Source organism: Rhizobium sp. WYCCWR 11146 (genome assembly GCF_013591995.1).
In the GTDB taxonomy this organism is placed as follows: Bacteria; Pseudomonadota; Alphaproteobacteria; order Rhizobiales; family Rhizobiaceae; genus Rhizobium; species Rhizobium indicum.
Genome location: NZ_JACCEY010000038.1, coordinates 320,602 through 341,254, shown reverse-complemented (window position 1 = coordinate 341,254; position 20,653 = coordinate 320,602). Strand labels below are relative to the sequence as shown.

27 protein-coding genes and 1 tRNA gene are annotated in these 20,653 nt (G+C 61.2%); 15 read left to right on the top strand and 13 right to left on the bottom strand.

Annotated elements, in window-relative coordinates; genetic code table 11:
* Positions 1-3: 3 nt before the first annotated feature.
* Positions 4-285, top strand: coding sequence for a YiaA/YiaB family inner membrane protein (locus HX899_RS31120; protein WP_003546080.1), 282 nt, complete (start codon positions 4-6; stop codon positions 283-285).
* A 93-nt stretch (positions 286-378) separates the two neighbouring features.
* A complete protein-coding gene (locus HX899_RS31115; protein WP_181294165.1) occupies positions 379-3,774 on the top strand; it encodes an acyl-[ACP]--phospholipid O-acyltransferase in 3,396 nt (1,131 codons plus the stop codon).
* A 422-nt stretch (positions 3,775-4,196) separates the two neighbouring features.
* Here the strand turns inward: HX899_RS31115 and HX899_RS31110 are convergent, their stop codons facing one another.
* Positions 4,197-4,604 carry a hypothetical protein gene (locus HX899_RS31110; protein ID WP_018495286.1) on the bottom strand — a complete coding sequence of 136 codons (408 nt, stop codon included), beginning with the start codon at positions 4,602-4,604 and terminating at the stop codon, positions 4,197-4,199.
* 261 nt (positions 4,605-4,865) lie between these two features.
* On the opposite strand from HX899_RS31110, the gene HX899_RS31105 reads away from it, so the two are divergent.
* Positions 4,866-4,942: transfer RNA gene (locus HX899_RS31105), tRNA-Pro, on the top strand.
* A gap of 244 nt (positions 4,943-5,186) precedes the next feature.
* Here HX899_RS31105 and HX899_RS31100 read toward each other — a convergent pair.
* The 3 genes from HX899_RS31100 to HX899_RS31090 form a co-directional block, all read right to left on the bottom strand.
* The gene (locus tag HX899_RS31100) at positions 5,187-5,786 is read right to left on the bottom strand and encodes a c-type cytochrome (RefSeq protein ID WP_181294164.1); all 600 of its coding nucleotides are present in this window, start codon (positions 5,784-5,786) and stop codon (positions 5,187-5,189) included.
* Between the two features lie 982 nt (positions 5,787-6,768).
* Positions 6,769-7,218, bottom strand: coding sequence for a type II toxin-antitoxin system VapC family toxin (locus HX899_RS31095; protein WP_180195611.1), 450 nt, complete (start codon positions 7,216-7,218; stop codon positions 6,769-6,771).
* Complete coding sequence (locus HX899_RS31090; protein WP_180195612.1) at positions 7,215-7,466, bottom strand: type II toxin-antitoxin system Phd/YefM family antitoxin; 252 nt, start codon at positions 7,464-7,466, stop codon at positions 7,215-7,217. Before HX899_RS31090 ends, HX899_RS31095 begins: the two co-directional genes overlap by 4 nt.
* A gap of 291 nt (positions 7,467-7,757) precedes the next feature.
* On the opposite strand from HX899_RS31090, the gene HX899_RS31085 reads away from it, so the two are divergent.
* On the top strand, positions 7,758-7,997 hold the full coding sequence (locus tag HX899_RS31085) for a DUF982 domain-containing protein (RefSeq protein WP_012756410.1): 240 nt from the start codon (positions 7,758-7,760) through the stop codon (positions 7,995-7,997).
* A gap of 26 nt (positions 7,998-8,023) precedes the next feature.
* Here the strand turns inward: HX899_RS31085 and HX899_RS31080 are convergent, their stop codons facing one another.
* Genes HX899_RS31080 through HX899_RS31070 form a run of 3 tightly spaced genes read right to left on the bottom strand, consistent with a single transcriptional unit; the run spans position 8,024 to position 8,756 of the window.
* The gene (locus HX899_RS31080) at positions 8,024-8,248 is read right to left on the bottom strand and encodes a hypothetical protein (protein WP_181294163.1); all 225 of its coding nucleotides are present in this window, start codon (positions 8,246-8,248) and stop codon (positions 8,024-8,026) included.
* The gene (locus HX899_RS31075; RefSeq protein ID WP_181294162.1) at positions 8,245-8,481 is read right to left on the bottom strand and encodes a hypothetical protein; all 237 of its coding nucleotides are present in this window, start codon (positions 8,479-8,481) and stop codon (positions 8,245-8,247) included. The genes HX899_RS31080 and HX899_RS31075 overlap by 4 nt, the downstream gene beginning before the upstream one ends.
* A gap of 11 nt (positions 8,482-8,492) precedes the next feature.
* Positions 8,493-8,756 (bottom strand): hypothetical protein, encoded by a 264-nt coding sequence (locus HX899_RS31070; RefSeq protein WP_029872768.1) that lies wholly within the window; start codon positions 8,754-8,756, stop codon positions 8,493-8,495.
* A gap of 483 nt (positions 8,757-9,239) precedes the next feature.
* On the opposite strand from HX899_RS31070, the gene HX899_RS31065 reads away from it, so the two are divergent.
* Positions 9,240-9,428, top strand: coding sequence for a hypothetical protein (locus tag HX899_RS31065; RefSeq protein WP_210273892.1), 189 nt, complete (start codon positions 9,240-9,242; stop codon positions 9,426-9,428).
* Positions 9,429-9,634: 206 nt separating this feature from the next.
* Here the strand turns inward: HX899_RS31065 and HX899_RS31060 are convergent, their stop codons facing one another.
* Entirely contained in the window at positions 9,635-10,282 is a 648-nt protein-coding gene (locus tag HX899_RS31060; RefSeq protein ID WP_011650846.1) for a S24 family peptidase, read from the bottom strand.
* 142 nt (positions 10,283-10,424) lie between these two features.
* Between HX899_RS31060 and HX899_RS31055 the strand changes: the two genes are divergently transcribed.
* The 9 genes from HX899_RS31055 to HX899_RS31015 all read left to right on the top strand — a co-directional run bounded on the left by HX899_RS31055 (position 10,425) and on the right by HX899_RS31015 (position 13,768).
* Positions 10,425-10,616, top strand: a complete 192-nt coding sequence (locus HX899_RS31055) for a hypothetical protein (protein ID WP_180195614.1) — start codon at positions 10,425-10,427, stop codon at positions 10,614-10,616.
* Positions 10,613-10,807 (top strand): hypothetical protein, encoded by a 195-nt coding sequence (locus HX899_RS31050; RefSeq protein WP_138328744.1) that lies wholly within the window; start codon positions 10,613-10,615, stop codon positions 10,805-10,807. Before HX899_RS31055 ends, HX899_RS31050 begins: the two co-directional genes overlap by 4 nt.
* A gap of 274 nt (positions 10,808-11,081) precedes the next feature.
* Complete coding sequence (locus tag HX899_RS31045) at positions 11,082-11,360, top strand: sigma-70 family RNA polymerase sigma factor (RefSeq protein WP_181294161.1); 279 nt, start codon at positions 11,082-11,084, stop codon at positions 11,358-11,360.
* Positions 11,361-11,392: 32 nt separating this feature from the next.
* On the top strand, positions 11,393-11,758 hold the full coding sequence (locus HX899_RS31040) for a hypothetical protein (RefSeq protein ID WP_181294160.1): 366 nt from the start codon (positions 11,393-11,395) through the stop codon (positions 11,756-11,758).
* The gene (locus HX899_RS31035) at positions 11,724-12,122 is read left to right on the top strand and encodes a hypothetical protein (protein ID WP_181294159.1); all 399 of its coding nucleotides are present in this window, start codon (positions 11,724-11,726) and stop codon (positions 12,120-12,122) included. Before HX899_RS31040 ends, HX899_RS31035 begins: the two co-directional genes overlap by 35 nt.
* A complete protein-coding gene (locus HX899_RS31030) occupies positions 12,119-12,418 on the top strand; it encodes a GcrA family cell cycle regulator (RefSeq protein ID WP_027689641.1) in 300 nt (99 codons plus the stop codon). The genes HX899_RS31035 and HX899_RS31030 overlap by 4 nt, the downstream gene beginning before the upstream one ends.
* Positions 12,415-12,612, top strand: a complete 198-nt coding sequence (locus HX899_RS31025) for a response regulator transcription factor (protein WP_131710338.1) — start codon at positions 12,415-12,417, stop codon at positions 12,610-12,612. The genes HX899_RS31030 and HX899_RS31025 overlap by 4 nt, the downstream gene beginning before the upstream one ends.
* 13 nt (positions 12,613-12,625) lie before the next feature.
* On the top strand, positions 12,626-13,219 hold the full coding sequence (locus HX899_RS31020) for a hypothetical protein (RefSeq protein WP_138328740.1): 594 nt from the start codon (positions 12,626-12,628) through the stop codon (positions 13,217-13,219).
* A 222-nt stretch (positions 13,220-13,441) separates the two neighbouring features.
* Positions 13,442-13,768 (top strand): NIPSNAP family protein, encoded by a 327-nt coding sequence (locus HX899_RS31015; protein WP_181294158.1) that lies wholly within the window; start codon positions 13,442-13,444, stop codon positions 13,766-13,768.
* 410 nt (positions 13,769-14,178) lie between these two features.
* Here the strand turns inward: HX899_RS31015 and HX899_RS31010 are convergent, their stop codons facing one another.
* Positions 14,179-15,000: an aminoglycoside phosphotransferase family protein gene (locus tag HX899_RS31010; RefSeq protein ID WP_181294157.1), complete on the bottom strand. Its 822-nt coding sequence runs from the start codon at positions 14,998-15,000 to the stop codon at positions 14,179-14,181.
* A 316-nt stretch (positions 15,001-15,316) separates the two neighbouring features.
* Here HX899_RS31010 and HX899_RS31005 point away from each other — a divergent pair, with 316 nt between their 5' ends.
* Complete coding sequence (locus HX899_RS31005) at positions 15,317-16,891, top strand: carboxylesterase family protein (protein ID WP_181294156.1); 1,575 nt, start codon at positions 15,317-15,319, stop codon at positions 16,889-16,891.
* Between the two features lie 277 nt (positions 16,892-17,168).
* On the opposite strand, the gene HX899_RS31000 is transcribed toward HX899_RS31005, so the two are convergent.
* The 4 genes from HX899_RS31000 to HX899_RS30990 all read right to left on the bottom strand — a co-directional run bounded on the left by HX899_RS31000 (position 17,169) and on the right by HX899_RS30990 (position 20,628).
* Positions 17,169-17,405 (bottom strand): hypothetical protein, encoded by a 237-nt coding sequence (locus HX899_RS31000; protein WP_181294369.1) that lies wholly within the window; start codon positions 17,403-17,405, stop codon positions 17,169-17,171.
* A 241-nt stretch (positions 17,406-17,646) separates the two neighbouring features.
* Positions 17,647-18,165, bottom strand: coding sequence for an AAA family ATPase (locus tag HX899_RS30995; RefSeq protein ID WP_348647958.1), 519 nt, complete (start codon positions 18,163-18,165; stop codon positions 17,647-17,649).
* Between the two features lie 255 nt (positions 18,166-18,420).
* Entirely contained in the window at positions 18,421-18,765 is a 345-nt protein-coding gene (locus tag HX899_RS35335) for a hypothetical protein (protein WP_138328737.1), read from the bottom strand.
* Between the two features lie 336 nt (positions 18,766-19,101).
* Positions 19,102-20,628, bottom strand: coding sequence for a winged helix-turn-helix domain-containing tetratricopeptide repeat protein (locus HX899_RS30990; RefSeq protein ID WP_180195621.1), 1,527 nt, complete (start codon positions 20,626-20,628; stop codon positions 19,102-19,104).
* Positions 20,629-20,653 lie beyond the last annotated feature (25 nt).

Sequence of the window (20,653 nt, the reverse complement as noted above, 5' to 3'; positions counted from 1 at the left end):
GATATGAACGATAGTTTCCAGAAACATTCCGCCAGCTGGGTCAGCTTCTCCTACATCTCCTTCGGCTCGGCCGCCTTCATGCTGGCGCTCGGCCTCTACATGATGCCGCTCGATCTCTGGGGCAAAGGCTATCTCGCCATGGGCATTCTGATGCTGGTGCAGACCACGGTGAATATCACCAAGACGCTGCGCGACAACGCCGAATCCGAGAAGCTGATCCGCAAGGTCGAGGATGCCCGTACCGAGAAACTCCTGGTCAAGTTCAATCGTAACGATGAAGATTGATCTTGGTTAACCACAGCGCAGAGTTGTTACCGCATTCAACTTTTGCGTAACAACTCTGTGGCCTTCTCTGCCAGTCGAAAGAAGGACGAGCCCGTGCAACACAATCTGATGACCTCCAGGAAATTCGCGCCGCTGTTCTGGACCCAGTTCCTGACGGCCTTCAACGACAATTTCCTCAAGAACACCCTGGTGTTCCTCATTCTCTTCAAGATGTCGGCCAGTGAAGGTGCCGCCCTGGTGACGCTCGCCGGCGTCATCCTCATCGTGCCCTTCCTGCTGCTCTCGGCGCTCGGCGGCGAACTCGCCGACAAGCATGACAAGGCCAGGATCGCCGAGCTGCTGAAACGCTGCGAGATCGCGGTCGCCGCCCTGGCGGTCGTCGGTCTGGCCTTCTCCTCGATTTTTGTGCTGATGGCGGCGCTGTTCGGCTTCGGCGTCGTTTCGGCGCTGTTCGGGCCGATCAAATACGGCATCCTGCCCGATCATCTCGAGCGTCGCGACCTGCCGAAGGCCAATGCCTGGATCGAGGGCGGCACCTTCATCGCCATCCTCGCCGGCACGATCATCGCCGCATTCGCCTTCTCCGGCGGCGACAATGTGCTGATCTTCGGCACGATGATGATGGGGCTTTCGGTGCTCTGCTGGCTGGCCAGCCGGATGATCCCGCCCACAGGCTCCAAGGCGCCGGATCTTGAGATCGACCGTAATGTCATCCGCTCCAGCTACACCCTAGTCATGGAAATCCGCGCCGACAAACGCCTGTGGCGTTCAGCGCTGATGAACTGCTGGTTCTGGCTGGTCGGCGCCTTCGTTCTCTCCATCCTGCCGACCATGGTGACCGAGCTGCTCGGCGGCTCCGAGCTTGTCGTGCCGGCCTATCTCACCGTCTTTGCCATCGCCGTCGCCATCGGCTCGGCCATTGCCGCCTGGATGTCGTCTGGCCGCATCGTGCTGCTGCCGGCCCCCGTCGGCACGGCGCTGCTTGGCCTCTTCAGCCTCGATCTCGCCTGGAACCTCTGGGGCTTGGCTTCCACAAGCCATGCAACGACGATCGCCACCTTCTTCGCCGGTGAGAATACCATCCGCGTCGCCATCGATCTCGCCGGCATGGCGATCGCGGGCGCCTTCATCGCCGTGCCCACTTTCGCCGCGCTGCAGACCTGGGCGCATGAGGACCGCCGGGCCCGCGTTATCGGCGCCGCCAATGTGCTGTCGGCGCTGTTCATCACCGTCGGCCTTGGCCTCGTTGCCGTCGTCCAGGCGCTCGGCGCTTCCATTCCTGAGATCCTGATCGGCCTCGGCATCATCAATTTTGCTGTCGCCTGGCTGATGCTGAAGACGCTGCCGACCAATCCCTTCCGCGATTTTATCTCGATCCTGTTCCGCGCCTTTATGCGGCTGGAGGTCGAGGGTCTTGAGAATATCAAGAAGGCCGGCCGCGCGCCGATCATTGCGCTGAACCATGTCAGCCTGCTCGATGGCGCCCTGGCGCTTGCCATCACCGAGGAAGAGCCGACCTTTGCCGTCGATTACAAGATCGCCCAGGCCTGGTGGGTGCGGCCCTTCCTGAAGATGTGCAAATTCCTGCCGCTCGACCCCACCAAGCCGATGGCGACGCGTTCGCTGATCAAGGTGGTGCAGGACGGCAACCCGATCGGCATCTTCCCCGAGGGCCGCCTGACGGTGACCGGCACGCTGATGAAGGTCTATGATGGTGCCGCCATGGTCGCCGACAAAACAGGCTCGATGGTCGTGCCGGTGAAGATCGACGGGCTGGAGAAGAGCTATCTCTCCTATCTCGATAACGGCAAGATCCGCCGCCGGCTGTTCCCCAAGGTCAAGGTCACCATTCTCGAGCCGGTGAAGCTCGAAGTGCCCTCAGGGCTGAAGGGCCGCAAGCGCCGCACGGCGGCAGGTGCCGCCCTCTATCAGGTGATGTCGAACCTGCTGTTCCAGACCGCCGATACCTCGTCCACCGTGCTCGATCGCGTCATCCAGGCCGGCCATGAATTCGGCATGAAAAAACTTGCGGTCGAAGATCCGGTCACCGGCCGGCTGACCTATGGCAAGCTGCTCACCGGGGCTGCCGTGCTCGGTGCAAAATTCCGCACGCTGTTTCCGGAAACCAACCTCGGCGTCATGCTGCCGAATGCCAATGGTGCCGCCGCCACGCTTCTCGGCGTGATGACGGCGGGCAAGGTGCCGGCCATGCTGAACTTCACCGCTGGTGCCGCCAATATCCTCTCCGCCTGCAAGGCCGCCGAAGTCAAGCATGTGCTGACCTCGCGCGCCTTCGTCACCCAGGCGAAGCTCGGTGCCGTGATCGAGGAGATGGAAAAGCAGGTGAAGATCGTCTGGCTCGATGATCTCAGGACCGAAATCTCACTCAAGGACAAGATCCTTGGGTATCTCCGCAAGGCGCGGCCGCTCGTCAAGCGCCAGCCGGATGATCCGGCGGTGATCCTTTTCACCTCGGGTTCCGAGGGCACGCCGAAGGGCGTGGTGCTCACCCATCGCAACATCCTGTCGAACGCCGCCCAGGCCGCCGCCCGTATCGATTTCCACAGCGGCGACAAGGTGTTCAACATCCTGCCGGTGTTCCATTCCTTCGGGCTGACGGCCGGCACCGTGCTACCGCTGATCTCGGGCGTGCCGGTCTATTTCTATCCGTCGCCGCTGCATTATCGCATCGTGCCGGAGCTGATCTATGCCTCCAACGCCACGATCATCTTCGGCACCGACACCTTCCTCAACGGCTATTCGAGGACGGCGCATCCTTATGACTTCCGCTCGATCCGCTATATCTTCTCCGGCGCCGAGCCGGTGAAGGCCTCGACCCGCCAGACCTATATGGAAAAATTCGGCCTGCGCATCCTCGAAGGTTATGGCGTCACCGAGACCGCGCCCGTCATTTCCATCAACACGCCGATGTACAACAAGTCGGGCACGGTCGGCAAAATCCTGCCGGGCATGGAATGGAAGCTCGAACCGGTGCCCGGCATCGATGAGGGTGGCCGCCTGCATGTGCGCGGCGCCAATGTCATGGCCGGTTATCTGCGCGCCGAAAAGCCCGGCGTGCTCGAGCCGCTCGTCGACGGCTGGCACGATACCGGCGACATCGTCACCATCGACGAGGATGGCTTCGTCAAGATCCGCGGCCGCGCCAAACGCTTCGCCAAGATCGGCGGCGAAATGATCTCGCTCGCCGCCGTCGAGACGCTCGCCGCCGAACTCTGGCCGGGCGCCCTCTCCGTCGTCTCCTCGCTGCCCGACGCCAAGAAGGGCGAGCGCCTGGTGCTCCTGACCGACGCCCCCACCGCCACCCGCGCCGAATTCCTCGCCTTCGCCAAATCCAAGGGCGCCATGGACATGATGGTCCCGGCCGAGGTCAATATCGGCAAGGTGCCGGTACTCGGCTCCGGCAAGGTGGATTTCGTCGCGGCGCGGAAGCTGGCGGAAGCTGCGGTGCAGGGGGAAGTGGCGGCGTGAGGACGTAGGGTTCGGGGTGCGTGTGGCACCCCCCTCTGCCCTGCCGGGCATCTCCCCCACAAGGGGGGAGATTGGCTGGGCGCACTGGCTTCCCCAAACAACTGGTGTCACAGCGCGGCGAAACGGTAGATGGGCAGGAAGTTTAAGCCACTTGTGATCTCCCCACCTGTGGGGGAGATGCCCGGCAGGGCAGAGGGGGGTATCCACGTAACGCCCTGGCTATTCCGGCAGCGAGAGGCAAGCGTGGAATCGAGAGGTCGCGGTATGGTCCCTTCGCCCCGCGAGCGGGGAGAAGGTGGCGGCAGCCGGATGAGGGGCCACCCTCGGTGCAAACCAGAAAGCAGCGGCCTCGCGCCGAGACGTCGTCAGCATTTTAACAGGCGGCACCCGGCCGCCTGTACGCATCTCAACCAAACCGTCCGTTACTTCTGTTCGGGCGCCAAAAACTCTGCGCAATAGGACGGACCGTCGACGCCGGGGATGTCGGCGACGGTGCGGATGTCGCGGATGGTGTAGTCGGAGCTGGTGGTGATTTCGGCCTGGCAGCGCAGATAGGCGGTGCGGGCCGACGAAATCTGCTTGCCGCGCTTGCCATCGGCGCCTTCGGCATATTTCGCCGGAATGCGCACGGTCTTGTAGCCGCCGCGCCAGGTATAGACGGTGGTCGAACCTTGCTCGCTGTCGCTGATCGGCGGGCCGTAGGCGGCAAAGAAGATGCCGGCCGATTTGCCGACCCAGCGGGCCTCGATCGGATTGCCGGCGGAAGGAATGGTCGTGCATCCGGCAAGCGCAATTGCAAGCCCGGCCGCGGTCATGGTGCGGAAATTCATCGTGTCGTCCCTGATCTCAAGCGCATGGTTGCGAAGCCGCCCTCGTGAGTGGTTTCGCCTGTCCTGTCTGCCCTTTAGCGCGGAACCCGGCAAAAGAAAATTGCTCTCAAGAGACTTCCGTTCGATTTGCGGCAGGTGTGGCTTTTTGCTGCAGGCGCCACCGTCCGAGCCTGTCACAACCCCGTCAAAATTTCCGCCGGCTTTTTGGAATTTGGTGCTTGTGCAACCAGATAGGCTGTTCTATAGAAGCGCCGCTGGTCACGGAGTGTAGCGCAGTCTGGTAGCGCACCACGTTCGGGACGTGGGGGTCGAGTGTTCGAATCACTCCACTCCGACCAGCTAGAAACCCCGCTCCGGCGGGGTTTTTCGTTTGTGTCGCTGCTATGTCGATTTTTGCCCGGCAACGATTGATCATGACCTTCAATTCCACGACAAGGTCGATGAATTGGCTCCTGGGCTGTCGCTCCACCATATCGGCGGACATACTGCTTAGTTCGTGGGCAAAGAGGGGCCGATCGCCGTAACGCAGTGATCGCTATTTCGGCGGCCCTATTCGGTGGATCGCCGACCCCAAACTGATCGTCAGAGGCCGGCAAGATAGTGAGCCATGGCAGCGATGTCGTCGGCCGACAAATTGCGCACCAGGGCCGTCATGTGGGGCATGTTCGGGCGCTTGTTATCGTGAAAGTCGGAGAGGGTTTTGATCAGGTAGTCCAGCTTCTGATTTGCGACGCGCGGAGTGTTGGCGTATCCGACGAAACCCTCCCGGTGGCACGAGGTGCACTTCTTCTCGACGTCGAGCGCATGGAAGCGGGTAATGCTCGCTGCGTCAGCCGGCTCGCGGTAGGCGGGCCAGGGCAGTGCGGAGAAGTAGGCCGCAAGCGCCTTCATGTCGTCGTCGGAAAGATTCTTCGCGATCCGGCCCATGAGGTCGTCGGTGCGCGCTCCATTGCGATATTCCTGCAAAGCTATCAGCAAAGAGGACTCGTGCTGGCCGGCGATGATCGGCGTGTTCTTAACAGTCGGCAGACCTTTCCTACCGTGACACATCTGGCAAAGCTTGGCCTTCTGGGAGATTGCCGCCGGCGGTGGCGCAGCATTGTTCTGCGCTCCAGCCGGCAGCGGACCGAGGGCCACGAGAGCGGCGATGACGAACGGAGCGAGCGCGCTGCTGCAGGGCATGCGAGGCCTCCAGATCGGGGCATGTGATGCTGATCTTATCAGGAGATGCAACCATTGGCGAGCGGACCCCCGTCGCCTCCATCCGATTATGGCTGCGTTTTTATGAGTTCACGCCCTAGTTGACTTGGAGTCTTGTGGCATTTGCTACATAAGTCCGGGCTTTTTGCGGACATGACCAGCCGCAAAAGTCTGAATATATGGGAGGTCCACCAACGAAAGGCTGGACCGTGACCTTGCTCCAACTCGCCTATCTCATGATTGCCTTATCCTACGTCGTCGCCGTCATCGCGCTGGCGGGCGGGCATTGACTCGCTGCCATGGCGCCACACCCCAAATTGCGAATTTTGCGGACGTGAAAAATTTGCTGCCGCGCCGGTCTATCCGCCCGGGTCGCCGCCGGCCGGGTAGGGGCCATCGAATGGAACCAACCCCGGCCAGCGCCGTTATACGCGAGGGAGTCCCACCATGAGCAACGCCCGTCGGGCGCAAACGAGATGGTGATGGTCCTCCCAGGAGAACGCACATGGATCTCACAACCCTTCTCATCATCGTTGTGATACTTCTTTTGCTCGGCGGCGGCGGTTGGTACGGCCGGGGACGCTGGTATTAAACGACGGTCGACGTGGCACGCATCACTGGGTTGACGAGCGCTCCGGCTAACTGAGCGCTGCGTGACGGCGCCATTGGCATTGGCCGCCAGTTCAGGCTGCCGCCCTCTCAGTGTCTTCATCATCCAACTGCCGTTCCGATCTTGGTTGCGCATCCTCCAAATGCGGTTCGGTTGCGGTACGGCAATGATTGGGCGGAACAGAGCGTGTTTTGGCGTCACGTTCGAACGCGAAAAAGCCCGGCAATGCAGGGCTTTTGAGATTATTCTTGTTGTTTGGGACGTGGGGGTCGAGTGTTTCGAATCACTCCACTCCGACCAGCTGTGACCCTCGGTTTCCCGAAATTCTCAGCTGACGAAAAATGACGGCAACGATCACTCCGACCGGAACGCGGCGGGAAGATCAACAGCCACATCAAGCGGCTGGAAATGCCGCAGGTTTTCCGTAATGACGGTGAGGTCGTAGGCTCGCGCGGTCGCCGCTATGATGAGGTCGCCAAGCCCGGGATGACGGCCCTGGCTCTCGGCTTCATCTTCCAGGGCGCCGACGATGCGCGCGACAACGGTATCCATCGGCAAGATCCGATCCCCGAAACTCTCGGTGATGACGTCCAGCCATGCCGAAAGGCACTTTGCCCGCTCGATGCCGCCGCGACGGTGAAGGCTCCGCATTCCCTTCTCGATCTCCGCGACCGACAGAGCCGACAGAAACAGGCTATCGGCTTCGCCCTGCTCATGAAACCATGCCCGCACCGGATCGGACGCCGGCGCCTTGCCCGGCGCGAGCTTCGAAATGATGTTCGTGTCGAGAAGATAGGCGGTCACAGATCGATATCGCGCATTTTCGAAGGGTTCCGCTCCTGCTCGACCCCGCCGGGAAAGGTCAACAGGAAATCCCCGAAATTCGGCCGTGGCTTCTTCAAAGCCCTTTTCGCGGCCTCGGCCGCTTCGACGGACACAAGCACGGCGGCGGGCTTTCCGTGCCGCGTGATCGTCACGAATTCCCCGTTTGCCGCTTCATCGACCAGACCGGCGAAACCGGCCTTTGCCTCTGCTACGCTGATTGTTGACATTGCTGCCTCTAATTCTAAATGACCATATATGGTCAAAATAGACATTGACGTCGACGAACTCAAGAGGGCGAATTTCCAAGGGTGTATCGGCGTCGCTTAGAATCGGCCGAAAGCCCATCCTCTCTCCGGTTATAATTTTTCTGCAGAAGAGTTATAACGGAGGTGCGGCTGAACGGGAGCGGTGCATTGGCATCGCATGAATCGAGTGCGATGGCCCGCACTTTCGAATCAACCGGAACGAGTCCTGAAGTGATTCGTTGAGTCGCGTGTCCAGTGTGAGGGGGCGGCGCCATGAGCAGGCGACGAAGGTTCAAGCCGGTGAAGATCACCATCAATGGCAAGGTGAGAACGGTCTATAATGTCGTTCAGGCCGGCAACACTTTGCTGAATGACTGGCCCGAGCAGACGCCGGCGGCCAAGGTGGCCGAGCGGCTTGTGCTTGATGTGTTCAATGATGCGGCCGGGCCGGAGCAGGTGCGCCGCGCATTCATAACGGCGGCGAAGGCCAGCGACATCAAGTTCAGCTCCTGAGCGGCGGTATTGGCAAAAGCCCTGGCTCATTTCCATGACACATGCTCCTGGTTTCGCAGATCCCGGGTTTTGAACTGCGTCTCCATCCAGGCGGCCGTAACGATCGCCGCGAGGAAGCCGAAGGCGAGGCAGGCGATGGCCTGGATCCGCCACGAGACGAAGGTGACCGGCGCCGGGGTGGCGGGCTTTTGTGCGCATTCGCCGGGCGGGCAGGCGCAGCCGGAAAAGGCTTTGATCAGGCAATCGTTCATGACGCGCCGCCTTTCACCGTGTCGATGGCGGCGAGGATCTTCCGGTGAAGCGGGCAGCCGTGATCGTCGCTGCCATCGAAAAAGCGTTCGGCCTCCACCAGCGCCTGCAGGAGATCGGGTGCTCCGGCCGTGAAGCGGGCTTTGGCGCGGGTCTTTTCGGCTGTCCCGGCCTGTCGGGCGGCAGGAAGGGAAGGGCTCTCGGTTGAGCCGAGTGTAAGGTTGGCGGCAGGCATCTCCGTTCCCCTCAAGCGTAGAATTGATCGTTGTTGGCGATGCCCATGATCTCGCGGGCATAGCGGTAGTGCTCCTCGACGGAAGCCGCCGCACCGCGCAGCCAGGACGGGCCGCGGATCGAATGTTCGGGACGGCGCAGGAAGGCGAAGCCAAGCGCGCCCATGCGCTGGGCCTCGATCGCCATATAGGCGCGGCAGTCGCCGATCGTCTGCGCGCCATTCCAGCGGGCATCCCGCCTGCTTTCCTCGGTCTCGATCTTGCGAATGTGCTGCATCGCCCTGTCCTCTCGCCTATTTGATCGGCTTGAAAGTAAAGGTATATATCATACCCGATTACGTCAACCATGAAAGGTATAAAAAATACCCCAACGATTGACGAGGTACGAATCGTAGGTCTATGTCTGGGGCTAGTGATTGGGCGACCGGGTGCAACTCCCGAGCTGATGAAGCCCAGCGGCGCGGGAAGCGAAAGTCCTTAAGTGCGCTGTCAGAAAATCAGGACGAGGGCGAAGCGAATGGCCCCTCTGGCACGTGTCCCATCCCGGCTCCGGCCTTCAGGACTTGGCCAATGCTCTCCCGGCTTCATGGGCTTTGCTCATGGGGTAGGGGGAAGCTTTGGCCGGAACCCTCCCTCACCAGCCTTCAGGAACCTTCCCCTCCTAAGCTGAAGAGAGAGGATAGAGAACTGAAGTTGGAGTAGATGATGAAAGCAAAAAAAGGAGGCCGGCCATGCGCATGAAATCGAAAACACCGACGAGGTGATCGAGGCGGGTCTGGATGCGATCGCCGATTTTTTAAAGTCCATGGAGGAGAAGCTGCCGAAGGACATGTTCTCCGCAGCCATCCGTTCCATCCTCGTGGCGGTGACGAGAGTGGTGCGCGAACGGAATCCGGACGTTCCGCAATTTGTGGTTTCAGAGGACGGATCGCCTCGATACCCCTCGTAATCCCGGCTAGAGGATCGGCGAGCTTCGGAGCGAAATCCTACAGGCCGTACATTTCGCGCGCGGCACTGTATGCCAGAAGCAACACCGCTAGTGTGACGATATAGAACCAGATTCGGCCAGCGCGAGAGGAAGGGCGTATCATCCTGTTTTCCCTATTGAAATATCATTGATTCGCGGTGTTTTTTCCGAGCCTTGATCTCTCATCCCTACATCTCGATGATCGATCGGCGGACGCGGCCGACGATGGTGACGGCGCCCTGGAATTCCGGTGGTGGCACGTCCTCGTAGGATGCCGGCTGGAAGGGCGGGTCGTCGTTCGGGCGATAGCGCTTGTAGGTTGCAGCACCCGTCTCGTCGGCGACGACATAGAGCGCGTTCGGCGCCAGGCGCTTGTCGCGCAGATTGACGAAAATGATCGAGCCCGGCGGCGAGATCTTGTTCATCGAATTGCCTTCGACCTCGAGCGCGATCCATTCGCCATCCGGCAGGTCGAGTGCGGCGACCGTCGGGAATTCCGAAAAATCGGTGATCGGCGCCTGCTCGCTCAGCTGGCCGGCGCTGACCCAGGAGATTTTTGGCACATCGGCGACGGAGGCGGGCAGCTCATCCGGATCGAGCGCGTTGCCGGTGCCGAACTGCAGCCAGTTGAGATTGACCTTGAAAGCGCGGGCATACTTCTTCGCGTCAGCAATGCCGAAGCCGTTGCGGCCGGATTCATGCGCCTTGTAGACATTGGCATTCCAGCCGAACCGATCGACGATCGCCTTCGGTCCGGCAAAGCCGGCATTCTTTCGGGCCATGACGAGGCGCTTTGCGCGTTCTTCGCGCTCAAATTGTTCCTGATCTTTCAACATGATATAAAAAATACCCTAAAATAAGGTACATGTCATGCCCTAATGTGCTTGACATATAGGGTATTAATTGTACCCTAGTCGCCATGACAAGCACCGACATCATCAACAACGGTCCAGCGTTGCCGACTGGGGAGACCATGGCATGAGGTTCACCATCTCAAGCGAAGAGAAGCTCGCCATGGAGGTCATGCCGACCGGCGTCGTCATTCACCGGCCGCAAGGGCCAAGGGGAGGGCGCATGTCTGTGATATCAGTTCGCAATGAGGATATTCCCTTCCTCGCCAAGGCCCTGCAGCAGGTGCTGAACGCCAACCGGGAGGTGGAATCGCTATGACCATCTCCGCCCTGATTGCCGCCCATTACACCGGCTGCCCGATCTGCGCGAAGGCGCTGTCGATCGCCGAGGTGATCGAGCGCCACTGCGAAAATTGCGACCGGCCGACGCGACCGGAAGAGATCAGCGAGACGATGATCCCGCCCGGCGCTCTGCCGATCACCAACCCCGATAGCCCAGCCCCTCCCTGACGGCTATCGGTGGCTGGCGTCGTCGCCCTCCCTCGGCGACGCCAGCATCCCCGGGCGCGACATCGTCGCGCCCAGTGGGCGCGGCGATGCCGTGCCCACCGGCGCGACGATGTCGTGTCCGACCCAGGCGGCGGCCTGGCAGACGACCGGAGCCTTTGCTCGCGCAAGAGCCGGCTCCGGTCGTCATCGATGAATTTGAATCAAGCACGGGACGAGCCACCCGCTCCGGCGGGAACGGCGAGCCGCGTTCGAAATCGGAAAGAAGGATCATGCGATGAGCATCCAGGCCGAGGCCGCGCCAGCGCAGCAAAGCACGCACATGAACGCGCTCGAACTCTTCCGCACCGGCCGGGACTACATCGAAATCGCCACGCTCCTCGGGACGTCGGTGCAGTCGGTGGAAACCGATATCCACAGGCTTCGAAGTGCCGAGAAGGGCGACACCGCCCACGAGGACAATGCCGGCTCAGAGATCCGGCGGTTTCCCCGCCGCACCGCGAGGCCCGGCGCCCCGGTGAATTTTGCCGGCGGGCGACGGAGGCTGCGGGTTTGAAGAGGCCATCTCAACCGCGAAAGGGACATCGCATGGGCAAGGATACAACGAGCCAGGAGATCATGGACATCCTCAGCCCGGTGCTGGGGGAGGAGCTCGCGGCAGCAGTTATCGAGCATCGCAAGCGCACGCTGAAGAAGCCGCTGACGGCTTATGCCGCCAGGATGCAGGCGCGGGAATATCTGCTGACCGGCGATCCGGTCGGCGCCGCCGAGATGCAGATCTTCCGCGGCTGGCAGGCGATCAAATGCGACTGGTACCTCAAGGAGAAAGCGAGGGAGGCCGGGTCGATCAACAGCAGTACGAGAAGGACGACAGTGGATGCCGCACGAGATTTCCCCTCTGGTGAAGATCATTTCGGGGATGCTTTCTGGCTTCCCGGCATCAACAGGCACTGATCCCGACATGCAGATCCGCGCCTATCTCGTCGCCGTCGAGGGCCTTCCGGCAGAGGCGGTCTGGCGGGCCGCCAAACGCTTCATTTCCGGCCAGGTGAGGGACCATAACCGCGCCTTTGCCCCGAGCAGTGCCAGCTTTGCCGAAGAGTGCCGCAATCAGCAGGCGGCGATCGAGGCGGAGCGTCGGCCGCGCCTGGAGGCGGAACCCGAGGTGCTGCAGCCGAAAGTGCCGGCCTACAAGATGCAACTGCTGAAGCAAGCAGCCAACGGCAGCCGCAACGCCAAGCGGGAGCTGGCCCGGATGTTTCCCGACAACCCGATCATCGCCCGCGCCGCACTAGATGCACAGGAGGCCACCAAGTGACCATCACCTTTTGGACGGAAGACAAGATCGTCAAGGCGGAAAAGCTCTGGAAGGAAGGGCTGTCGGCGAGAGAGATCGCCAACCTATTCGGCTCGAAGAAGAACACCGTCATCAACATGGCGCACCGCAACCGCGACAGGTTCCCCTCCCGGCAGGACACCTGGCATCCGCAGCCGAAGGCGGGCCCGCCCGTCCAGCCGATCCGCCACCCCGACCGCGTGACGCGGGTGACCCTGTCGGGCGCGCATGTAACGATGCCGCGCGTGCCGTGCATCGATGGGTATGCAGAGCCATGAGCAACGTCACCCCACGCGAAACCGAAGTGATCCGCTGGATGGCGGCGGGCAAGACGGCAGCCGAGATCGGCACCATTCTCGGCATCTCGCCGATCACCGTGAATACGCACATTGCCAACGCCAAGATGAAGCTCGGCGTCTTCAAGGAAACGGCGCTGGTCGCCGCGGCACTCAGAAACGGCATCATTCGATAGAAGGACCATCAGCATGGGAGGCAAGGCCACCAAGGTGAAGACAGGGCGGGCAAACAAGGGCGCCGGCCGGCCGCGCAAGGAAAATGTCGAGCGTTTTCCCTGCGGCAAGATCAAGCCCTTCGAAACCGAGAAGGAGAATATCAGCGTGGCGATATCGGCCCGCCGGCGCATCCACGGCTTCGGCCGCACGGTTGATGACGAGACGGTCAAGAGCCCCTTTGCCGGCTATACCCTCGGCCGCATGTTCCTCGACGGCCTGATCACCGCCGAGCAGCGCCAGGCCGGCGACGACTATGCCGAGGCCATCGCCCGCTACCACAAGACCACAGGCATCCCGGCCCCGAGCCCGAGGGCGCAATCGCTCTTTACCGTCAAAGGCCACGAAGGCGAGGTCACCGAAACCTTCGCCGACCGCGCCCGCAAAGCCAGCAACCGCATGATGGCGCTGCAGGGCATCCTGCTGCGCTGCCCTGATGGACCGCAGGTCAGGAGCACGGTCTATAATGTGACGGTGATGGATTATGAACACTTGCGTCAGATGCCGCCGCAGCAGTTGTTGTGGCTGCGGAGGGGATTGACGGCGTTGCGGGGGGCGAGGGCTGGGTGATGGAGTGGCTCAAGCCGGGGGTCGAAATTGCCACGCCTAAACACAGGCGATCGGATTGACAGAAGATTAGCGGTTCGCACATACCTGCAGGGCCTGTTCTAATAGGGATATTGACGGATCCACCGTGAAATTGACGTTGCTGCAAGTTTTGAGGACATTGTGGGCGCAGGGGAGCAAGTGCCAAACACATGTCGTTCTCAAGGGACATAAGGAAGCAAGACTGTGATCTACGAGCTCAGAATTTACGACTGCCTGCCCGGCCGATTGCCCGCGCTGCTCAACCGCTTTGCCGAACATACGCTGGCAATATGGGACAAGCACGCCATCAAGCAGGCGGGTTTCTTCACCACAATCGTGGGCGAAAGCAGCCAGCGTCTCACCTATCTGATCGCCTGGGAATCGCTAGCCGATCGCGAGGTGAAATGGAAAGCTTTCACCACTGATCCTGCATGGCTTAAGGTCCGCGACGAGTCAGAGCGCGACGGGCAAATCCTCTCCAATATCTCTAGCCAGCTGTTGTCACCGACCGCCTTTTCGGCAGTAAAGTAAGACACCACCGATCCCCGCTTGCCGCCAGTCGGAATTCCACCCGATCTGGTCATCCGCGGAAGCGATGAAGAACGGCAGCTCCTAGAACAGGATGATTTTAGGCCCGGTCGGCCTAAAATCTGAATCCTGTTCTAAATTAAATAGTTGGAGCATGATGTCGCCCGAAAACCGACCACACTTTTCGGCATCATGCTCTAGGATATCGCCAACGCTGCCCGAACGGCCGGAATGGGCGCTTCGCCGACGGCTCTTCATCACCGTCGGCAAAATCGCTTAGGTCAGATCTCAGTGGCTTCGGAGAGCGAAAGCGCGCCCGCGCCGGAGCTGCCGCCGCGGCTGCTCTTATGGGCGAGCAGGGAGCTTACGGCGGGGCAAGGGCCGGTTGACGCCGGAGCTGCTCAGCCCGACACTCATCCGCGTGGGCGCTGGATCAGGTCCATCGCATGCTCTTCCATCCAGGCGACCTCAAGCATCCCCTCATCAAGCACACCGCGGCTGGCCAATTCCATCTCCCATGCGGAACCCGCTGCAGCAAGGTTGCGCATATGTTGCTGCATTTGCCGAACCCGTTCGATTCCGGCCTGCATGATGCCGATCTCCGGCGCTATCCCGTAGGCATCGAGCAACAACTGAAAGCGCCGGGCTTTTTCGCGGACGCCCGTTTGCAAGCCATGCGCCTCGCATTTCTCGTCACGCCAGAACGGCACCCAACGCCAGGCAACAAAGCCAAGGTCCCAGGAGCGCGGTCCCGGCGCTGCCGCGTCCCAGTCGATGAAAGCCACCGGGAGCCCTGCTTGGAAGACCGTATTCCACGGCGTCAAGTCATTGTGGCAGACCGTTTCAACAGGGTGGCGGGCGTCAAGACGCCATTCGCGATCCTTCCATAAGAAGCTGGCTGCAGCATCGTGGTAGGAACGCAGCAATTGTCCCAGGCGCTCGAGGACGTTATCGCGCCAGACATAATCCGGGAGACGGAGGTCGAAGCGACCGCCTTTATCGGGAAGGAAGCCTTCGCCATTGCCGACTTCACCTTCGATATAGGTGAGGACTTCCCGGCCCTGGTCATCGAGGCCCAGCGCACGCGGAGACCCATCATATCCCTGGCGCTCGACGTGCCGCAGCAGGTCTAAAACGGCGGGAGACCACGCACGTCCGTCGCGCCGCACCGTTTCGCCTATGCGCACGACGTTCGAATCCGTGCCGCCGATAAGAGGAATTTCTGGCTCGTCCATAGCCTAGCTTAGGCGAGGGCGAACTGACGGGTCAACGGACAAGATGCCGGCAAAGGCGAGGAACGTCGAGCCGACGTCATCGATGATCGCAGCACGCAAGTGCCGCGAAAGCCCGGACTCCCGCGCTATCCGGTTCATGCCGAGGGCCACCCTCACCCTAACCTTGCCGGGGTCGAACCACTCGCCTCGACCCGTCCTTTGGACGCCCGTAAACCGGGCGAGGGGACGTGCCATGCATAGGCCATGCCCCTTTTCGTTGCCGCACTATCGGAGTATTTTGCTCCCAAACTGTCTCAACTTGGCGCTGGAGAGTGCAGTGTTTGTGGACGGCCGTCGCAAGTTGCTGCTCTTTTTGGCCGTCGCATCGTGTCAGCTGACGTTGGCGCCACGGTTAGGTGCGGCAGACGACACCGTTACGATCGACAGCGGCATGCTGAAGGGTGAGAGGTCGGGCACGGTCGTCAGCTTCAAAGGCATACCCTATGCGGCATCGCCGGTTGGTGATCTGAGATGGCGTAATCCGAGACCAGCGGAGACATGGAGCGGTATCAAGGATGCCCGCAATTTCGGTCCGTCCTGCATGCAGACCGATGACCTGCCGAAGTCAGAGGATTGTTTGACCCTCAATGTCTGGACACCCGCCAAGCGTTCCAGGACACCGCTGCCGGTGATGGTTTGGATTTATGGCGGCGCTCTTGCCCAGGGAAACACCCCTCAATATCCCGGTGGCCAGCTGGCCGCCCGGAGAGTTTTGTTCGTCAGCATGAACTACCGCACAGGCCGATTGGGCTACTTTGCCCATCCGGCGCTGATGAAGGAATCCCCTGACGAGCCCGTCGGCAACTATGGTTACATGGACCAGCTTGCAGCCTTGAAATGGGTCCGGCAAAATATCGAAGCCTTCGGCGGCGATCCGAAGAAAGTGACGATATTCGGAGAGTCGGCAGGTGGCGGCTCGGTGATGGCGCACATGATATCGCCGTTGTCACGGGGGCTTTTCCGCGGCGCCATTCTACAGTCACCCGGTCTGCCTGCCGCGCGTGCTGAGAGCACGCCTTTGTCACCTTTGAAAGAAGCGGAGAAAACCGCGTTGGACTATGCGGCTTCTCTGGGAATCAATGGCAGCGATGCCGGCGCTCTCACCGCCCTTCGGGCGCTGCCTGCAGAAAAGCTGACCGAAGGTGCATCGGCGCAAGACGTGCTGGCGGGAATGTCGACAGGCAAGCCCGTCATCGGCGTCTCAGGCGCGATTATTGACGGACGGTTTTTGCTCGAAACGCCGGAAGCGGCTCTTGCGGCAGGCCGTCAAGCGCCGGTTCCCGTCATCGTCGGGGCAAATAATCGAGATCTCGGTCTCGGTCAGGCAGCGACGAAGGACGATCTGTTCGCGCTGTTCGGGAAGCATGCCGCCGAAGCCCGCAGCCTCTACGACCCGACCGGCCAACAGTCTGTCGATGAGCTGAAGCAGCAGGTTCTGGCCGACAAAATGCTTGTCGAACCATCCCGCCATCTCGCTGACGAGATGATCCGCGCTGGTCAGCCGACGTGGTGGTATCGTTTCTCCTATGTCGCCGAGGCTCTCCGCAACGATCCGGCATGGAAAGGCACTCCGCACGGCTTCGAAATTCCGTATATGCTCAACATTCCAAGCGCACTGGTGAAAGACAAGGTGACACCTGCCGACTGGGCCATGGCGACATTGGCGAGTGCTTACTGGGTCGAGTTTGCAACGAGCGGTGACCCCAATGGCGGCTCACTGCCAAAATGGCCTCACCACGACCCATTCGCCGACAGGGTCATGGACTTCACCAATCACGGCGTGACGTTCGGAGCCGATCCGCTGAAGCCGAGGCTCGACCTCTGGCAAAGATATTGGCAGGAAAAGAAATGACGGATGCCTGTCGCTTAGCTCCCGGCCCCATGCCATGAGCGACAGCGCCATCGCAGCCCAGGTAACGTGGATCGGCCATCCGTCCGGCACCGAGCCCACATTCGGTCAACTCTCATGGTCCACCCGCTCGCCGAGCGTCGGGAAAGGGCAAGCAACCCCCTCTCGGCCACTAAGGGCAACACGAGCCAGGTTACTTCGACGCGAGCTCTTCATTCGCGTCCGACGCCAATGCGTAGTGTCAGCCCCACTGAGGGTGATGACAGCCGTCTGGAAGGCTTCACGAGGCTGAGAATTTCACCGTGACACCGCGCTGCCGAAAGTAGGCCTCCATCCGCTTCCTGCCAGAACGGTTATTCTGCACGAGCCTGGCCGGGTCGAATACGGCCTCTTTCACACCCGCCCGCGTCAACGCTGCCTTCAGGGCCGCGATATGCACGTCGATGTCGGCGTTGTTCGCCTGGAGCGACTCATAAATGCGGTTTGTTGCATCTGCTACGGTCGGTTCGCTCACGATTACACTCCTGTTGTCGTCTGGCTGGCCTGACCGTATTGGGGTGAAACCTGTTCACGTCAATGGGTGACAATGGATTGGAACATTTCGTCCACTTTCGAAGATGAGCCACTCAACGGCAGGAACAGCTCCGCCACCGTCCCGTGCTCCGGCCCCCGGGGAAGAAGGCGAGGTGTCCTCACCAGCGAGCTGGCCCGGGCCCGCCTGCTACGCAGACTGAGAATACCCCCAGCGCTGTGGCGTTTCATCTAAGGGCGGTGATGGCTGGATGGGTTTGCCGATCGTAAAGCGCCATCTCCTCGGCGGTTGGCGGCTCGAACAGCTTCGACCACCTAAGCAGGTCCGCCCGCGAGATGTCGAACGTGCCGACTGGAAGCTCGGTGTTTCGCCGGGAAACCCGGTCCCAAAGCGCATCAAAGGGAACGTCGAGGAAGCAGAGGACGACGCGGGCACCAGCTGCGCGAGCTTCCTCCCGGCAGGTGTCGCGTTCTGCCCGTGACCACACTCCCCAATCCACGACAACGTTACACTGAAGCCTGATGGCACGCAGGGCGATCTGCCATTGCAGGCTCTCGACTCTGCCTCGGCACGGACCAGTTTCGGCTTCCGGAGTAGAGATGTCGGGGTAAAGCTTGTGCATCCAGTCGTCTCCGGTCAGACGGAGGGCGGATGCTTCATGTTCGATTATCTTGGCGAGCGACGTCTTACCCGAGCCGGGAAGACCGCAAGTGAGGTAGAGCGTGGGCATTGGAAAATCTCTGATTTTGGCTTGGCAAGTGGAAGTGGCCCCGCGGTGTCGTGCAGGACTGCGCTTCGCTCAAGGCCGCAAGGCGCGGCCAATCAGAGGTGTGTTGCCATGGTCTGTCTTGTAGGACCGCCCTGCTCGGGGGTCAAGACGGAGCGCATGGGTGAGCTCACCGGTGAGGTCGTCCGACCCACTGGCTGCTTTGTGGTGCCTCCAACAATAAGCTGACTGTCAGCATCCCGCCCGCAGGCGGCGCCTCCGATGCCTCGCAAATCAAAATCCGTAAGGAGGGGCAAAGAAGCAGTTCGCGTGGTCTTCGGTTGGGTGCAAGCAAATGTGAAAATGACTGTCTCCGGACGGAATGGTGTCACCATACGGAATTCGGAAGAAGTGTTGCTTTGTGACGAGGTGATGGTCGCCCGGATTGAGCAGCACTCTGAAACCGTCAGGACCGGTGCTCACGCTGGTACTCGGAATTTCGTGGCAATCGCCTCGTTCTTTGTCCCCTCGGCAGCAAGCGGGTGGATAGATCCATCCCGACTCGGTGTCGTGGGCGGTAGCGCCATTCCAGCAAGACAGCGTCGATAGGATAGTTGAGAAATACAAAGCGCGATTCATCTTTAGTGTTCCGGGGGCGGCAGGTCGCCAATCCGCCGGTAATTGTGAGCGAGGTCCTGCCGCATGTAACGAACGGACTCCGATCAAATGACGATATTTCCCCGATCGGCATCTTTGCCCGACCCTGTTTCGAATTAGAAAAGCATTTGCTGATATGGTCGTCCGCGAATTCCTCGACGCCGACCAAGGCAGGAGATACGTCATGGACGCTTCATGACGCAGATGTTGTTCGCATCGCGGCTCGACTGGTCTATCCGTCCAACGGATATGATCTGGGGACCGGCGGCTTGTGACAGCGCCGCATCTGACGCGCGGTTTGGTCGCCGCTGGCCGGCCTCATTCGGGAAGCCCTGCCGTTCGCAAGGCCGCTGCCAGCGCGTCCATCAAGTACGGCTGAAACAGGTTCGTTCGCACGTAGCCGCCGACCGAGAAATTCGGCGCCACCTCGATCAGTCGTCGTGCCGCAGAGTGCGCGGCTTCGACATTGCCAAGGCCGACGTGGCTGGCCGCCAGATAGGCGTATGGGATGCTGAAGCCGGGATTTGCCCGGACCGCCAGAGCGGCGTATCTGGCTGCGTCGGCGAAGGCGCCGGCAAAGAGGTGGGTCAGGGCGAGTGCGCAGTAGGGATGGTAGCTCAGCGGATCGTCGAGCGGGCTCAGCCGCAGCGCCTTGTGCGCATGTTCCACCGCCCGCTGGTGTCGCTCGCTGTGGGCACTGACCAAAGCGCTGAAGCCAAAGGCCAGGGCCGAATTGTTGTTCAATGCGAGAGCCCGGTCGAGCACCTCGACGGCGGCGTCGTAGTCCCGGGTGAGGTTGGCGCGGACGAACGCGCCGATGCTCATCGCCTGCGGGTCGTCGCTGTTGATGCCTAACGCAATATCGGCGTGGCTGAGTGCGGCCGCCTTGTCTGCGGGATCCAACCCGTTGCGCAGGTAGCGCTGCTCGTAACACCATGCGGCATAGCCATGCGCAGCGACATAGTCGGGCTGAAGCTCGATCGAGCGCGCCAGCAATTGCAGGGCCTTGTCCGTCTCGACGGGCGTGTTCGCGTGGGCGTGCGGCAGCGCCCGAAGGTAGAGATCGTACGCGTCCAGACTTTCGGGCCGCTTGCGGTGCGCACGCTCGATCTCCGCACGGCGAACACTCGGTTCGATCGAGCCCACGATCTGCTCAGTCAACCGATCCTGGAGATCGAACACGTCCGTTGCCGCGCCCTCGAACCTGTCGGCCCAGACATGAGTGGCCGATGCGCCGTCGACAAGCTGGGCATTGATCCTCAGCCTCCCCCCGGACTGCCGCAAGCTGCCCTGCAGCAGGTAGCGAACGCGTAGTTCGGCGGCAATTGTGCGCAGATCAGCTTTCTCGCCCCTGAAGCCGAAGGAGGAATTGCGTGCGATGACGAACAGACCCGGGATCTTCGAGAGGTTGGTGATGATGTCCTCGACCAGGCCATCGGCGAAGTAGTCATTGGGCTCGTCGCCGCGCATGGTGGCGAACGGCAGCACGGCGATGGAAGGGCCGCCGAGCGCACTCTCGTCGCTACGCTCCAGCGACAGGCGGTAGCCCCGCCGCGAGACGGTGGCCAAGACCGCATACCGCTCGTCGCCGAGCGCTCGCCGGATCTCGTGGATGCATTGAACGAGACTGTCGTCGGTAACGGCGGCGCCTCCCCAGACGGCTTCAAGCAGCTCGGCCTTGCTGACCAGCCTGTTCGCGTTCTGGACGAGGTGGCGAAGGACCGCAAAGGCCTGCGGCCTGAGGGCGATTGCATCGCCGTTCTCAAGACGGAGCGTCTCGCCTTCCAGGTCGACGACAACCTTGCCGTTGAGGATAAGGGTGGCAGTTGCTGGTGAACCGACCATGACGATCCTCACGTGTGACGGATCC